This is a genomic window from Amycolatopsis sp. GM8, assembly GCF_021653975.1.
In the GTDB taxonomy this organism is placed as follows: Bacteria; Actinomycetota; Actinomycetes; order Mycobacteriales; family Pseudonocardiaceae; genus Amycolatopsis_E.
Genome location: NZ_JAJKFK010000002.1, coordinates 491,586 through 507,064, shown reverse-complemented (window position 1 = coordinate 507,064; position 15,479 = coordinate 491,586). Strand labels below are relative to the sequence as shown.

Sequence of the window (15,479 nt, the reverse complement as noted above, 5' to 3'; positions counted from 1 at the left end):
GGAGGGCACTGGCGAGAACACCACTCGCCTCACTGGGCGCGGTCAGTGGCCGAAAGGCAGGTCGTTGTGGAGGCTGTCGAGACTGGGGGCCTCGGGCAGCTGAGCGTGGTCGAGCGTGTCGCCGAGCGGGCTGTGCGTCACGATGTCGGTGACCGGGTTGTCGGTGATGACGTGCGTCAGGCCGTCGGTGACCTGGGGCAGCGGGTTCGCGACCGGCAGGTGCGGCAGCGCCTGCGGCAGGTCGGCACCGGCGTGCGCCGGGAGATCGGCGGGCAGGTGCGCCGGCAGTTCGGCCGGGACCGGCAGCGCCGGGACGGCCGGCAGGTGCGCGGCCTGGTCCGAAATCGCGGTGGTCGCCTGGTCGAGGCCGTTGCCGGCCTGGGCACCGGCCGCGGTCACGGCTTCGGCCGGCACGGCCACCGGGGCGGCGGCGGGCAGCCCGCTGGTCAGGTAGCCGCCGATGGTCGCGGTGCTCGCCTCGACCGGCTGGCCGAGCAGCTCGCCACCGGAGGAGACGAAGTCGGCGAGGGGGCCCGCGGCGGTGTCGCTCTTGGCGAGCGCGTCCGAGTCGAGGGAGCTGCCGAGGTCGCCGACCGAGTCGAAGCCGGCCGGGGTGCCCGCGATGCCCACCGAGTAGGAGCCGACGCCGGACTCGGTCTGCACGCCACCCGCGACGCTGTCGAGGCCCGTGACGGCGCTGCCGGTCAGGGTGCCCAGCTGCGAATCCGACGCACCGGCGAGGGCCACGTTCTCGGTCGAAGCCGCGGCACCGGCCGCGCCCGACGCCGTGTCACCGTCGAGGGTCACGCTGCCGGCGAGGCTGTGCGCGGTTTCGCTGGTCGCGGTCTTGACGTCGCCGAGGACCGGCACGTTCAGGTCCGGGACCCCGGGGAGCGCCGAGGAGTCCAGCGGGAGCGTGTCCGCCTTGGGCAGGTCGAACGGCAGGTCGCCGAGGGGCAGGTTGGGCAGCGCCGGCGCGGCGATCGGCAGGCCGCCCAGCGGGAGGGCGTCGAGCGACGGGACCGAGACGGGCAGGTCACCGACGGGCAGCTGGCCCACGGCCGGGAGCTCGCCGACCGCGGGGAGCGAGACGGGGAGGCCACCGGTGGGCAGGGCGTCGAGCGAGGGGACCGACGCGGGCAGGTTGCCCAGGTCCGGGGCCTGGACCGGCAGCTCGCCGAGGGGCAGGTTGCCGACGGCGGGGAGCTCGCCGAGGGGCAGTGCGCCGGCGTCGGGGAGCGACACCGGGAGGCTGCCCAGGTCGGGGGTGGCGATGGGCAGTGCCCCGGTGGGCAGTGCGCCGGTCGCGGGGAGCGACACCGGGAGGTCGCCGACGGGCAGGTCGCCCAGCGACGGGACCGACACCGGCAGGTCGCCCAGGTTCGGGGCGTCGATCGGCAGCTCGCCGAGGGGGAGGGCGCCCACGGCCGGCAGCTCGCCGACCGCGGGGAGCGAGACGGGCAGGCCCTCCGACGTCGGCAGCGCGCGCTCCGGGGTGCTCACCTCCGGCAGCGACACCGGCAGCGAGTGCGCGGCGTCGGCGACGGCCGTCAGCTGCGCGATCGCGTCCTGCAGGCCGCCTTCACCGGCACCGGCGGGCAGCGAGGAAAGGACGGACTCGAGCGCGTCCGCGGCGGGCGCCGGCGCGTAGTCGGCCACCAGCGGGGCGACTTCCTGGATGTCCTGAGGGGTCACGTCGCTCAACCCGGCGTGCGCCAGCGCGGCGGTCGGGTCGGCGGCGAAGGCCGACCGGGCGGCGTCGTCGGTCAGCAGGTTCAGCACGAAGTCGTGCAGCGTCTGGACGGGGAGGGACAACGAAAGCTCCGGAATCTAGGAGTTGGTCATGAGGTGATCGCGCGGCACGGCCGGGCAACTGCCACCAACCTAGGCATTCCCGCTGGTCCTGCCATCGGGGATCCGACCCGGTCCCGTTCCCCGAATGGGGGTGTGCGGGCATTAGGGGGTTAGGGGATGTGACCCCAACGGAAGCCTTTGGTACGAAAGGACGACTCCTAGGAGGAAGCACTCGGATGCGTTACGTCCTCGGTATCGACATTGGTGGCAGCCGGATCAAGGCCGCCGTGTGCCGTCGTGCGGGGGAGCGATGGGGCGAGCCGGAGGTGGTGTACTCGCTCGAGTCGGTGCTGCACGTCGACGCGGACGCGACGGTCGTCGCCGGTCCGGAGGCCCGGCGGCGCGCGCAGGTGGCGCCGGACCGGGTCGCCCGCGGTTTCGCCCGGCGGGTCGGCGACGACGTGCCGATGCTGCTGGGCGACGAGCTGTACCGGCCCGAGTCGCTGGCGGCGGTTGTCGCCGGCTGGGTGGCCGACCAGGTCGCCGAGAACGAGGGCGGCGACGCGGCGCGGATCGCGCTGACCCACCCGCCGAGCTGGACCGGCTACCGGCGCTCCCTGCTGCATGACGCGCTGCACGACGCGGGCATCCCCGGCGCACTGCTGCTGCCGAACGCCATCGCGGCGGCCGAAAGCCTGCTGGTCCGCGAACGCGTCGAAACCGGCGACCGGCTCGCGGTCTGCCGTCTCGGCGGTGAGCACGTCGACACCGCGCTCCTGCGCCGCGCCGCGGCCACCTTCGAGCTGCTCGGGCACGACGAACAGCTCGCGCCCGCGCTGGACGACGTGCTCGCCGAGCATCTCGTCGCGCGGTTCGGCGGAGATCCGGCCCAGCTGCGCGATCTGTCCACCGAGACCAAGGAACTGCTGTCCACGTCGCGGGATGTGGACGTGCCGGGCCGCGTCACCCGCACCGAGTTCGAGCGGCTGGTCGAGCCGATGCTGGCCATGGCGCTGGCCCCGCTGCGCCGGTTCGAAGACCTGTCCGCGGCGCTGCTGGTCGGCGGTGTGGCCCGGATTCCGCTGGTCAGCCGGCTCGCCGAGGACGCATTGGACTGCCGGGTCCTGCTCGACCCCGATCCGGCCACCGCCGCCTGCCGGGGTGCGGCACTGGCCGCCCGGCCGCCCGCCGAGGCGCCCCCGTCGTCGACGGCGCTCGTGCCCAGAGTGACGGGCTATCCGGAGCTCGACCCGGACGAGGTTTACGATGCCGAGCCCACCCCGCCACGACCGCCGGTCGTGCTCACCCCGCTCGAACCGCCCCGCCGGCGGTTCGAGCTGACCCGGCGGCCCCGAAACGAGGATGACGACGAGTGATCCTGCTGGATGAGCCCACCGAACGGGTCTGCGCCGCCATCGTGTCCGGCGAGCTCGCGCCGGTCCGGCTCGCGGTCGTGGCGCCCGGTGGCTACGGCAAGACGACCGTGCTCGAACGGCTGTCCGGCGCCGACGTCCGCCTGGTCGACGACGCGCATCTGCTGGGCGACGCGGAACTGGCCGAGCTGTCGCGCCACCTGGAGGACGAGCAGGCCGGGATCGTGATCGCGACTCGTCCGCACGCGCGCCGGGCCGAGCTGAACCGGGTACTCGCGCGGCTGAAGGGGCAGATCGTGCTGCGCCCGTTCGACGTCGCGCGGACGGCGAAGTTCCTCGAAGCGACCGGTTCCCGCGAGCTGGCCGAGTTCGTGCACGCGCAGACCGGCGGTGTGCCCGGGCTGGTGCGGGCGGCGTCGGAGCTGAGCCTGTTGCGGCACGAGCTCGACCACGCCGGTGAGGACGTGCTGCGGTTCCTGGTCGCCGCGGACGCCGGGGCGGGCGCCGATCTCGCGGGCGGGTCGGCCGAGGCGGCGTACGCGACCGGCCTGCTCGCGCCGGACGGCAAGCTGCTGCCGATCGCGGCGCGGGCGGTGCGTGAGCTGATGCCCCGCGACCGGCAGGTCTCCTTGCGCCGGGAGCTGGTCGAACGGCAGCTGGAGCGCGGCGGTCCCCTGCTGCGGCTGGTCACCCCGTTGCTCGGCGCCGGGTTGACGGGCGACGGGATCGGCGCGGCTTTCGAAGCGGCCGCGGACGAAGCCGAGCCCGCGGCGGCCGCCCGGCTGTACGAAGCAGCGGCCAAGGCGGGCCGGCAGGTGGGTGCGCGCTGGGCGGATGCCGCCTGCCGGGCCGGAGATTTCGACGGTGCGCTGCGGCTCGCGGACGCGGTGATCGGGGCCGAGAACGCACCGGACCGGTCCGAGGGCGCGCGCGTGGCCGGTACGGCGCTCGCACACCGGGGACAGCTCGCCCGCAGCGCGGAACTGTTCCAGTGGGCCGGGACCAGCGAGGCCCAGTGCTTCGCGGCGATCGCCCTCGTCGGCACCGGCCGGGCCGCGGAAGCCAAGCAGGCGCTGGAAAAAGCCGGCGGCGGCCCGCCGACGTTGCTGTCCGGCGCGGTGTCCAGTGCGGCGCGGGGCGTCGTCGAATCGGTGACCGAGCAGCCGGCGGTCGCACTGTCCACTTTGGTCCGTTCCGCGGAGATGCTCGAACCCGTGTCGGCGCGGCTGCTGCTGCCGGACAGCCCGGCCGCGCTCGGCGCGCTCGTCGCCGTGCACAGCGGGGAGGCGGAGATCGCGGCGCCGTTGCTGACACGCGCGATCGAGGCCGGTTCGCTGGTGGCGCGGCACCGATTGCTGCTGGCGTGGATCGCCATGGTGCGCGGCGACGAAGAGGTGGCGGTGTCGCGGCTGCGCCAGGCCGGGGACAACCTGTCCCCGCGCGACTGGCTGTTCGCCGTCGGCCTGCGGGTGGGCCTGGCCCGCCGGGCCAGCGACCTCGCCGCGTTGCGCCGGATCTGGGGCCAGGCAAGGGAAGCGGTGATCCGGCACCCGGTGGACCTGTTCACCTTCCTGCCGTTCGGCGAGTTCGAGGTCGCGGCCGCCCGGCTCGGCGAGCGCGACCGGCTCGCGCCGCACCTGCGGCAGGCCCGGCAGCTGCTCGCCGCGCTCGGTGATCCGCCGTTGTGGGCGACGGCGCTGCACTGGAGCGGGCTGCACGCGGCGATCCTCGACGAGCAGCCCGGCGAGGCGGCCGAGCACGCCCGTGCGCTCGCGACCGGTGCCGGGGCGGGCGCGTACTTCGCGGCGATGTCGCAGGCGGCCGAATGCTGGTTGAAGGTGCTGGGCGGCGAGGTCGACCAGGTCGCGGTCGAAACGGCCGCGCGCGGCCTGCACGACGTCGGCCTGTGCTGGGACGGCGCCCGGCTGGCCGGCCAGGCGGCCATCCGGACGTCCGACCGCAAGGTGATGGTGACCCTGCTGGACTGCGCCCGGGTGCTGCAGGGCCGCGAGCCGTCGGCCACCCCGGGACCGGCGCGGCTGAGCGGCCGTGAACGGCAGGTCGCCGAGCTCGTGCTGGCCGGGTTGACCTACAAGCAGATCGGCGACCGGCTGTTCATCTCGGCGAAGACGGTCGAGCACCACATGGCCCGGATGCGCCAGCGGCTGGGCGCCGGCAGCCGCGGCGAGCTACTGGCCGAACTGCGCGCGGAGCTGGAGCCCAGTGTGGCTCAGGGCACGACCTGAACCGCGTCCCCGACGCTGAGCGTGCTGAAGAACTTCAGCGACGCGGCGCTCGACAGGTGCACGCAGCCGTGTGACGGGGCCGAGAGGCTGCCGGTGTGGAAGGCGTCGCCCGGGTAGAAGAAGACCGAGTTCGGCATCGGCGCGTTGTCGAACTCCTTGCTGAGGTGCATCTTCTCCTTGTAGAGCACGTGGAACGTGCCGGTCGGGGTCGGGTAGCCCTTGCGGCCGGTGGTGATCGGGACCGGGCCGTAGACCACCTTGCCGCCGCTGAGCAGCCAGGCCTTCTTCGCGGAGATGTCGACGCAGGCGCCGTCGGTGATCGCGCAGGGCACCGGGGGCTGCGCCGCGGGCGGTGGAGTCGTCGTCTTCTTCGGCGTCGTGGTGGTCTTCTTGGTGGTCGTCGTCGACGAGCTCGGCGGCGCGGGCGTGGTGCTGCTCGTGCTCGGCGGCGGTGTGGTCGTGGTGGTGGTGACGACCGGCGGTGCGCTGGAGATGGAGGACGTCGGCGTGCTCGCGGCCGCGGCCGGCTGCACGTTCGCGCTGGTCCCGCCGGAGCAACCGGCGACGGTGGCGGCCGCGGCGACGCTCGCGAACACCAGCCAGATCTTCTTCGTGCGCACTTGGCCCCCCGGGGTCCGGTTTCGGTCGGTTGTTACATCGCTTCAGACGTCAGTTCGCTACCTCAGGTTGATAGCCGCTGGTCACGATCTTGTTTCGGTGCGCTGTGGTGGGATGGGGGCATGCGATACATCATCATCGGCGCCGGCGCGATCGGCTCGACCGTCGCGGCGCAGCTCGAACTGGCCGGGATCCCGGTCGTGCTGATCGCCCGCGGCGAGCACGGCGCGACGATCCGCGAGCGCGGGCTGCGGTATCACCGGCCCAGCGGTGAGCGGCAGGTGCGCCTCACCGTCGCGGCCGGTGCGCACGAGGTGGAGCTGACCGCCGATGACGTGCTGGTGCTCGCGACCAAGACCCAGGACACCGAAGCCGTCCTGCGGGAATGGTCGTGGCGGCCCGCCGGCGATGGTGCCGCGGCGGACCTGCCCATCGTGAGCCTGCAGAACGGGCTCGAGAACGAGCGCGCGGCACTGCGCCGGTTCCGCACGGTGTTCGGCGCGGCGATCTGGCAGCCATCGAGCTACCTGCGGCCCGGTGAGGTGAGCGCCGAGGGCGCGCGGCAGCCGGGCATCTTCTGGCTCGGCCAGTTCCCCCACGGCGACGATCCCCGCCTGTCCCGGATCGCCGACGACTTCCGGGCAGCCGACTTCGCCGTGCAGGTCGTACCGAACCTGTCGCACTGGAAGGCGGGCAAGCTGCTGGGCAACCTCCGAAACGCGGTCGACGCGCTGTACGGCCCGAACCCGAAGATCGCCGCCGAGTTGCGGGCCGAGGCACTGCGGGTGTTCAAGGCCGCCGGGATGACGGCGGCCGATCTCCGTGCGGAGTCCGAAGTGGACGTGTCCGTCGCGGACGTCGCGGAAGTGCCGAGCCATGCGCGCGGCGGCAGTTCGACGTGGCAGAGCCTGGCGCGCGGCACGGGTTCGGTCGAGGCCGACTTCCTCAACGGCGAGATCGTGCTGCTCGGGCGCCTGCACGGCGTGCCGGCTCCGCTCAACGAGGCGCTGCAGCACCGGATCGGCCTGGCCGCGGAGCGACGCGAGGAACCGGGCAGCGCGAACATCGGCGAGCTGCCGCGGGTGGTGCCGCCGGTGCTGGTCACGGCGGAGGAACTGGCGCGGCAGCTGGAGTCCGCGGATCCGCCCGTGCTGCTCGACGTCCGGTGGGCGCTCGGCGACCCGAACGGGCACCGGCACTATCTGGACGGCCACATTCCCGGCGCGGTGTACGTCGACCTCGACACGGAACTCGCCGCCCCGCCAGTCCCGGCCGAAGGCCGCCATCCGCTGCCCGATCCCCAGGCCCTGCAAGCGGCGGCCCGGCGGTGGGGGATCCGGGAAGGCTCTCGCGTCGTGGCGTACGACAACAACGGAAACCTTGCCGCGGCAAGGGCTTGGTGGCTGCTGCGCTGGGCGGGCGTCGAAGACGTGCGGCTGCTCGACGGCGGGCTGGCTGCCTGGGACGAGCTGGAGACCGGCTTCGGACCGGCCCCGAAGGCCGGTGACTTCGTCGTCAAATCGGGCAATATGCCGGTCCTGACCATGGACGAGGCCGGCGCGTTCCAGGGCGTCCTGCTCGACGCGCGGGCGGGCGAGCGGTATCGCGGCGAGCAGGAGCCGGTCGACCCCCGTGCGGGGCACATTCCCGGCGCGGTCAGTGCCCCCACGGCGGAGAATCTCGCGCCGGACGGCCGTTTCCGCGCGGCGGAAGAACTTGCCGCGCGTTTCCGCGAACTCGGTGCCGGCACGCAGGTCGGTGTCTACTGTGGATCCGGCGTGACCGCGGCACACGAGATCGCCGCGCTCGCGGTGGCCGGGATCGAAGCCGCGCTGTACCCCGGCTCGTGGTCGCAGTGGTCCAACCACCCGGACCGTCCGGTCGCTACCGGCGAGTGACTGCCCGCAGCACGGAATACACGGCCGCCGACGCGACCAGTCCGACGTAGTACGCGAGGTCGGCGCCGTGTGCCGCGGCGGCGACGGGACCCGTGTAGATGCTGGTGTTCATGAACGGCACGGCCGCGCCGCACCCGGCCACGAACGCCACCAGCGCGGGCCAGCCCGGCTGCGGTTCGGCGATGTCGGCCAGCACGTCGAAGCGGCGCCCGCGCCGGGTGCGCAGCCACCAGTCGATCACCACGACCCCGACGAACGGCGGGATCCAGTAGCCGATGACCAGCAGCACGTCCTCGAACTTCGAAGACAGGTCGCCGCTGTGCATCCACAGGATCAGCGCGAACGCGATCACCGTCACCACCACCGCCGACACCGGCCGCCTCAGCCGGACGCCGACGGTCTGCAGGGCCAGCGAGCCGCTGTAGTCGTTCATCGCGTTGGAGGAGACCGCGGTCAGCGCGATCACCAGCAGTGCGACGGCACCGAGCACGCCGCCGCCGAGCAGGGCGCTGATCCCGGCCGTGGTCTGGTCGGTCAGCGTCTGGCCGGCCGCGAGCCCGAGCGCCTCACCCCACGCGAACGACAGCGTGACGCCCAGCAGCGTGTAGACGAACGCTCGCGGCCGCGACGTCGTCGAGGGCAGGTACCGGCTGAAGTCCGAGGCGTAGCTCGCCCACGAGATGGCCAGGCTCAACGCGATGGTGCTGAACAGGATGAACGCGCCCGCGAGATCCCCGCCGGTGACCGAGTTGGCGGTCACCACGGTGTGCCCGCCGACCAGCTTGACGGTCAGCACCACGAAGAACACCCCGATGACGGCCGTCATCACGGCCTGCACCCGGTGGATCACCTCGTAGCCGAGCACCCCGACCGCGCACTGCAGCAGCAACACGATCGCGACCGCCAGCCAGAACGGGATCCCGAGCAGCTGGGCCAGCGCGTCCCCGCCGAACAGGCCGACGAGCGCGTCCCACGCGATCGAGCTGACCCACTGCACCAGGCCCGGCAGGACGACCGTGCCGCGGAACGGCAGGCGCGCCAAGGGAAGTTGCGCGGTGCCGGTGCGCGGACCCCACGTCGCCAGGTACGCGACGGGGAGCGAGCCGAGCACCGTGCCGACCAGGAGCGCGATCAGGCCGGTGCCGAAGCCGAGGCCCAGCCCGGCGCCGAGGGTGCCCGAGAACACCGCGGTCATGGTCAGGTTGGGCGCGAAGAACACCGTGAGCAGCCGGATCGGCCTGCCGAACCGGTTGCTGTCGGGAACCGGGGTGATCCCGTGCGACTCGAGCCCGAGATCGCCCGCCCGCGCGGGCATCCGGCCGCCGAAGACACCGGCGGTCAATGCGTTCCTGTCCATGACATCACCGTCTCACGCAGGTCTTATGGTAGGTGTGGACGGGTGAGTCTGCGGCCGAGCACATCACATTGGGGCGCGTTTTCCGCGGGGCTGGACGCCGATGGCCGGCTGGAGGTCGTCGCGCACCCGGAGGACCCGGCGCCGTCACCCCTGCTTGCCAACCTGACCGACACGCTGCGCCATCCGACCCGGATCGCGGCGCCGGCGATCCGCCGCGGCTGGCTCGAACGCGGACCGGGACCCGACCCGGCGCGCGGTCGCGAGGAGTTCGTCCAGGTCGGCTGGGACGAGGCGCTGGACCTGCTCGCCGCCGAGTTCCGCCGGGTCCGCGACGAGCACGGCAACCAGGCGATCTTCGGCGGCTCGTACGGCTGGGCCAGCGCGGGCCGGTTCCACCACGCGCAGAGCCAGCTGCACCGGTTCCTCAACGCGTTCGGCGGCTTCGTCTCCGCGCGCAACAGCTACAGCAACGGCACGAGCACCGTGGTGCTCCCGCACATCGTCGGCGGTGCCGGCGAAGTCATGCGCAACGGGTCGAGTTGGCCGACGATCGTCGAGAACACCGACCTGCTCGTCGCGTTCGGCGGGGTGCCGGAGAAGAACGTGTTCGTCACCCCGGGCGGCGTCACCCGCCACCACACCCCGGGATTCCTGGCGCAGCTGGGCGAACGCGGCGTCGAGGTCGCCCTGATCAGCCCGCTGCGGGGTGACCTTCCCACGTCCCTGGACGCTCGCTGGTACCCGATCCGCCCGGCGACCGACACCGCACTGATGCTCGCCCTCGCGCACACCCTCGTCACGGAAGGCTTGCACGACAAGGCTTTCCTCGACCGGTACTGCGCCGGCTACGACGAGTTCGAGCGCTACCTCCTCGGCTTGGACGACGGCGTGCCCAAGGACGCGGACTGGGCGAGCCCGATCACCGAACTGCCCGCGGCCGACATCGTCGCGCTGGCCCGCCGGATGGCCTCGGCGCGGACGTTCATCACGGTCACCTGGTCGTTGCAGCGCATCGAACACGGCGAGCAGCCGGTGTGGGCCGGGATCGCGCTGGCCGCGATGCTCGGCCAGATCGGCCTGCCCGGCGGTGGGTTCGGTCACGGCTACGGGTCCATGGCGGAGATCGGCGACATCGGTCCCGACTTCCGGACGCCGCACCTGGCGCAGGGCGTGAATCCCGTGCGGGAGTTCATCCCCGTCGCCCGGATCGCCGACTTGCTGCTGAATCCCGGCGCTTCGTACGACTACGACGGCACCGTGCGCACGTACCCGGACATCCGGCTCGTGCACTGGGCGGGCGGGAACCCGTTCCACCACCATCAGGACCTCAACCGGCTGCGCACCGCGTTCTCCCGGCCGGACACGGCGGTCGTGCACGATCCGTTCTGGACCGCGACCGCGCGCCACGCGGACTTCGTCCTGCCGTCGACGGTGTCGCTGGAGCGGGAGGACTTCGGGTCCGGGCGCCGGGACACCCACTTCGTCGCGATGCACCAGGTGGCCGAGCCGTTCGCCGAAGCCCGCGACGACTACGCGATCCTGGCCGGGCTCGCGGCCCGGCTGGGCATCGAGGAGCGGTTCACCGAAGGCCGGTCACCGCGCGCCTGGCTGGACCACCTGTACGAGTCGTGGCGAAAGCAGTTGCTGGAAAAGGGTTTCGATATTCCGTCCTTTGTGGACTTCTGGGCGGCGGGCGAGTATCGGCTACCGGTGGAGAACCAGGACCGGACCCTGTTCGCGGACTTCCGCCGCGACCCGGTCGCCCACCGGCTGCCCACGCCGAGCGGCAAGATCGAGATCACCTCCCGGCGCGTGCGCGGGTTCGGGTATGACGACTGCCCTGGCCACCCGGTGTGGCTCGAACCGGCGGAGTGGCTCGGCGGCCCGCGCGCGGCGCGGTTTCCCTTGCAGCTCATCGCGAACCAGCCGCAGACCCGGTTGCACAGCCAGCTCGACGGGGGCACGGTCAGCCAGGCCGGCAAGGTGGCGGGGCGCGAAGCGATCCGGATCCATCCCGACGACGCGCGCTCGCGAGGCATCGCCGACGGGGATGTCGTGCGGGTGTTCAACGATCGCGGCAGCTGCCTCGCGGGGGCCGTGCTGAGCACCGAACTGCGCCCCGGTGTCGTCCGGCTGCCCACGGGCGCCTGGTTCGATCCGCTGGATTTCCTTTGTGTACATGGGAATCCGAACGTGCTGACCGCGGACCGGCCGTCCTCGCGGCTGTCCCAAGGCTGCACGGGGCAGCACGTTCTGGTGGAGCTCGAACGGTACGATGGCACGCCGCCGTCGGTCACGATCGACCGGCCGCCGCGCATCGTTACCCGGCCTTGACGGAACCGGCGTCGACGGCCCAGTTCTCCCCGATCGCGCTCGGGATGGTCGGCGAGGCGAGCAGAAGCACCGCCCGGGCGACCTCGTCCGGCTCGGCCAGCTTCCCGGTCAGCATTCCGCTCTGGCCTGGCAGGGCCTCGAGCAGGGCGGCATGGTCGACGCCCATATGTTTTGCGACCTTTGCGATGTAGCCGTCCTCGCCTTCCAGGAGATACGTACGCATTCCGGAGGGTGACACGGTGTTGAGCCGCACGCCGGAGGCCACCAGCTTTTCCGCCAGCGCCCGCGACACCATGTTGAGGGCGGCCTTGGCAGCGGCGTACGGCAGCGGTCCCGCCCCGGGCCGGCGCGCGGCGTCCGAACTGATGTTGACGATGGCCCCGCGTGCCTCGGTCAACGCCGGCAGCGCGGCCCGGGTCACGCGCACGACCGACAACAGGTTGAACGCGAGCAGGTCGCTCCAGACGTCGTCATCTCCCTCGAAGATGTCGTTGAAGGCCTCGTAGGGCAGCTCGCCGCCGCCGGCATTGTTGACGAGCACGTCGAGCCGGGGGTCGGCCGCGAGCACGGTGTCGACCATGCGCCGCGGCCCGTCCGGCTGGGCCAGGTCGGCGGCCACGAAGGTGGCCCCGGTGGCGTCGAATTCGGCCGTGCTGCGCCGGGCGACACCGACGACCTCGGCGCCCTCGCCGAGAAAGGCCTTCACGGTCGCCAGACCGAGGCCTCTGCTGGCACCGGTGACGAGGACGCGCTTGCCCTTCAGCTCCAGATCCATGTTTCGTTCTCCTGTCGAGTGAAGGTGACGGTTCGATCCTGCGTTCCCGGCGGCGGTGATCTCCAATGCCGAACCGATGCCGACTGATGCCGCTGGGTTATCGATCGCGGGTAGCGTGGCCGGCGTGGAGACACGTGAACTGCGGTATTTCGTTGCCGTCGCCGAGGAGTCGCACTACGGGCGGGCGGCTGAGCGGCTCGGCATCGCGCAGCCGGCGTTGTCGCGTGCTGTGCAGAAGATGGAACGCAGCCTGGGCACGCCGCTGTTCGTCCGGTCCGGCCGCTCCATCAGCCTCACCAAGGCGGGAACCGTGCTCCTGCATGAGGGTCGGAACGCCCTTGACGCGGTGGACGCCGCCGATCGCCGCGCCCGCCGCGCCGGGCAAGCGGAGGCCGGGCGCCCCGGCATCGTGCTGGTGACCAAGGCCGGAGTGTCCGTCGAGTTACTGGCGAAGCTGCTCGACGCGTATGCCGCCGAACCGGACGCGGTCACCGTCGAGGTGGTCCCCACGAGCCTCGGAGTCGGCGCGCCGGAGCAGATGTTGCGGGACGGCCGTGCTGACGTCGCGGTCCTGCAATCGCCCTATCACTCGACCGTCGGCTTCGACCACGAGGACATCGCCACCGAGGGCCAGATCGCGGTGCTGCCCGCCGGGCACCCGCTCGGCACCCGGACCGCGCTGACCACCGCCGAGCTGCCCGATCTCCCGCAGCCACGCTGGCCGCGTTCGAACGGCACCTACCCGGACGGGCCCGGCCCCATCATCCGGGACGGCGCGCAACTGTTCCAGTTGATCGCGCTCGGCCGGACCTGCGCCGTCCTGCCCGAGTCGACCCGGCCGTCCCTGCCCAGCGGTGTCGTGGCCGTGCCAGTCCTCGACGCGCCGCCGATCGCGACCCACATCGCGTGGCCCTCGCACAGCCGGTCACTGGACGTCGCCGCGCTCGTGCGGGCAGCCACCCGCATCTGAAGCAATTCGAACACTTTTACGTCGGATGGCAACAAGAAAGACGGTCGATCCGGTGAGATAGTGACGATCTGGCCATGATCGAATTCGCGACTACTCTTAGCAGGGGCGGCAATGCGAACTTCACCCAATAGAGTCATCTTGTCGCTAGATCGGGGAAAGTGAGAGTCTTTCGCCATCTCGAAAGGCATGGTCCTGGTAGCTTCGGCGAGGCCTCGGGTTGAGCGGAGCGCCGTCGGGTGACGGAAAGCCGCAGAGGCGCCCCGCAAACCAGCCAGATGGTTGTATGGAGGATTTGATGGCGCGCACGATCCTGCGCCGCAGGTCGGGCGACTTGGGTGACATCGTGACGGCGATTCAGGTGATCGACCGCACGGGCATCGTCGCGGCGAGCGCGCCACCGCCCGCGGAGGAACCCGCGGCCGAACCGCAGCCGGTGGACCGGGTGTCCATGCTGGTCTCGGCCACCGAGGCGCAGCGGCCGGTGACCCGGCGGGTGCGCCGCAACCTCGTCCTCACCTGTGCCGCCGCCCTGTTCTTGATCGTCGGCTGGATCGGCGGCGGGATGTGGGGCGGCCCGGGAGGCCAGGACCAGGACACCACTCCCGTGGTCGCAGTGGGCGCGGTCCCCAACCAGGAACAGGGCGCTGTCACCCCGAACCCGCCCGCGCCGGTCGTCGAACCGGCGCCGGTTCCGCCGGCGCCGCCGGTCGCGCCGCCCGTGACCAGTACGAAGCAGGCTGCCGCGAGCACGAAGAAGGTGGCTCCCAAGGCCACCACCAAGAAGACGACCGTGGCCGACCGCGCCGACACTCCGGCCAGCACGCCCTCGTCGACGGCCCAGAATCCGATCGACGAGGTGAGCCAGGAGTTCGCGCAGCTGGTCGGTCCGTGGTCATGGAGCTACCTGACGGTCCGCGGCGGCGGGCACCAGGGCTGGGACAGCAACGGCCGCTGATCGGCGGCGGATTCCCCCAGCAGGATCACAAGCTTCGGGGCGACTCGTCGTCCGGGGCGACCGGACGACGGTAACGACCATCCCCGTTGGCACACGTGGCTGTCAGACGTTGGTGATCTCGTCGATGAAGCCGTCGATGTCGAAGTGCTCGCTCTCCGAACCGAGGGGGATCACTTCGGCGGCCGCGTCGAGGAAGCGCTCGACGTCCTCGCGCTCGATCTCGACCAGCGCGTAACCGTCCGGTGACTCGATCTCCAGGATCAGCAGGTCCTCGTCGTTCGCCAGATCCGGGCGCACCCGCACATCGCCGAGACCGGCCGGCTCCGACAGGCCCTGCGCGAGCAGCTCGCGGGCGAACGTCCACTCGACCCACCGGCCGCGCTCGGTGCGGAACGCGATGTTCACGGCGAACGGTTCGGCGGCCACATAGGACAGTCGAGACAGGACTGGGGCGCTCGAGCCGTTCAGTGTGACGAACTGACTCTGGTTGACAGCTTCGGTATTCATGTCCACTCCTCGCGGTCAAGTGGCTTCTCGTGTCGTGGCACGAACTGTTCGGACAGCGAGGAGATGGGATTGGGCGCCGATGATGATGCGTGGTGAAAGACTTTCACGCGATCCGGTGCAATCGTCTGGAACATGTAACACGGGACCCTGCAAGAAATCAGCCGCCGTTCAGGGGAACGGTCAGCCCGACCTTGACCCGGTCCATCACGACGCTTGTTGTGAAATGGCGCACTTCGCCGTTGTCGAAGAAGGTTCGCCGGGTGAACGCCTCGAACTCGGTCATGTTCCGGCAGACCACCACCAGTACGAAGTCGGCCGACCCCGTTACGTAATAACACTGCTGCACCGCGGGATCGGTGCGCACCTGCTTGCGGAACGCTTCGAGCACCTCGATCCGCTCGCGCTCCATCTCCACCGAGACGACGAACGTCATATCCGCGCCCACGGCCTTCGGGTCGACGACCGCGACCTCTTTCACGATCACTCCCGTTTCCCGCAACCGTTTGATCCGCCGCTGCACGGCCGCGGCGGAAAGACCCACCTGGGCGCCGATGGATTCCGCGATCGTGCGGGAATCCACTTGCAGTCTGCTGAGAATGGCTTGGTCCAGGGGGTCCAGGTCGGCGTCGGGCACCCCCGCATCGTAGCCAAT

General features: G+C 71.6%; 12 protein-coding genes. 6 read left to right on the top strand and 6 right to left on the bottom strand.

All coding sequences use genetic code 11. The features are described from left to right. Window positions 1-42: 42 nt before the first annotated feature. Window positions 43-1,815 (bottom strand): IniB N-terminal domain-containing protein, encoded by a 1,773-nt coding sequence (locus tag LOZ83_RS09770; RefSeq protein ID WP_236790034.1) that lies wholly within the window; start codon window positions 1,813-1,815, stop codon window positions 43-45. Window positions 1,816-2,030: 215 nt separating this feature from the next. On the opposite strand from LOZ83_RS09770, the gene LOZ83_RS09765 reads away from it, so the two are divergent. Next, window positions 2,031-3,170, top strand: coding sequence for an Hsp70 family protein (locus LOZ83_RS09765; RefSeq protein ID WP_236790031.1), 1,140 nt, complete (start codon window positions 2,031-2,033; stop codon window positions 3,168-3,170). Continuing rightward, window positions 3,167-5,413, top strand: coding sequence for a helix-turn-helix transcriptional regulator (locus LOZ83_RS09760; protein WP_236790029.1), 2,247 nt, complete (start codon window positions 3,167-3,169; stop codon window positions 5,411-5,413). The genes LOZ83_RS09765 and LOZ83_RS09760 overlap by 4 nt, the downstream gene beginning before the upstream one ends. Here the strand turns inward: LOZ83_RS09760 and LOZ83_RS09755 are convergent. After that, on the bottom strand, window positions 5,398-6,033 hold the full coding sequence (locus LOZ83_RS09755; RefSeq protein ID WP_236790027.1) for a L,D-transpeptidase: 636 nt from the start codon (window positions 6,031-6,033) through the stop codon (window positions 5,398-5,400). The genes LOZ83_RS09760 and LOZ83_RS09755 overlap by 16 nt on opposite strands. Before the next feature lie 120 nt (window positions 6,034-6,153). Here LOZ83_RS09755 and LOZ83_RS40370 point away from each other — a divergent pair, with 120 nt between their 5' ends. Beyond that, entirely contained in the window at window positions 6,154-7,929 is a 1,776-nt protein-coding gene (locus LOZ83_RS40370) for a rhodanese-like domain-containing protein (protein ID WP_308190202.1), read from the top strand. Here the strand turns inward: LOZ83_RS40370 and LOZ83_RS09740 are convergent. Continuing rightward, window positions 7,916-9,286 (bottom strand): cytosine permease, encoded by a 1,371-nt coding sequence (locus LOZ83_RS09740; RefSeq protein ID WP_236790025.1) that lies wholly within the window; start codon window positions 9,284-9,286, stop codon window positions 7,916-7,918. The two genes, LOZ83_RS40370 and LOZ83_RS09740, sit on opposite strands and share 14 nt — an antisense overlap. Window positions 9,287-9,328: 42 nt before the next feature. On the opposite strand from LOZ83_RS09740, the gene LOZ83_RS09735 reads away from it, so the two are divergent. Beyond that, window positions 9,329-11,620: a molybdopterin-dependent oxidoreductase gene (locus LOZ83_RS09735; protein WP_236790024.1), complete on the top strand. Its 2,292-nt coding sequence runs from the start codon at window positions 9,329-9,331 to the stop codon at window positions 11,618-11,620. Here LOZ83_RS09735 and LOZ83_RS09730 read toward each other — a convergent pair. Beyond that, a complete protein-coding gene (locus LOZ83_RS09730; protein WP_236790023.1) occupies window positions 11,607-12,395 on the bottom strand; it encodes an SDR family NAD(P)-dependent oxidoreductase in 789 nt (262 codons plus the stop codon). The two genes, LOZ83_RS09735 and LOZ83_RS09730, sit on opposite strands and share 14 nt — an antisense overlap. 124 nt (window positions 12,396-12,519) lie before the next feature. Between LOZ83_RS09730 and LOZ83_RS09725 the strand changes: the two genes are divergently transcribed. Further along, window positions 12,520-13,365, top strand: a complete 846-nt coding sequence (locus tag LOZ83_RS09725) for a LysR family transcriptional regulator (protein WP_236790022.1) — start codon at window positions 12,520-12,522, stop codon at window positions 13,363-13,365. Window positions 13,366-13,660: 295 nt separating this feature from the next. After that, window positions 13,661-14,320 carry a hypothetical protein gene (locus LOZ83_RS09720; protein WP_236790021.1) on the top strand — a complete coding sequence of 220 codons (660 nt, stop codon included), beginning with the start codon at window positions 13,661-13,663 and terminating at the stop codon, window positions 14,318-14,320. A 102-nt stretch (window positions 14,321-14,422) separates the two neighbouring features. Here the strand turns inward: LOZ83_RS09720 and LOZ83_RS09715 are convergent, their stop codons facing one another. Continuing rightward, window positions 14,423-14,827 carry an SsgA family sporulation/cell division regulator gene (locus LOZ83_RS09715; RefSeq protein ID WP_236790020.1) on the bottom strand — a complete coding sequence of 135 codons (405 nt, stop codon included), beginning with the start codon at window positions 14,825-14,827 and terminating at the stop codon, window positions 14,423-14,425. Between the two features lie 157 nt (window positions 14,828-14,984). Continuing rightward, window positions 14,985-15,461 (bottom strand): Lrp/AsnC family transcriptional regulator, encoded by a 477-nt coding sequence (locus LOZ83_RS09710; protein ID WP_236790019.1) that lies wholly within the window; start codon window positions 15,459-15,461, stop codon window positions 14,985-14,987. Window positions 15,462-15,479: the final 18 nt, after the last annotated feature.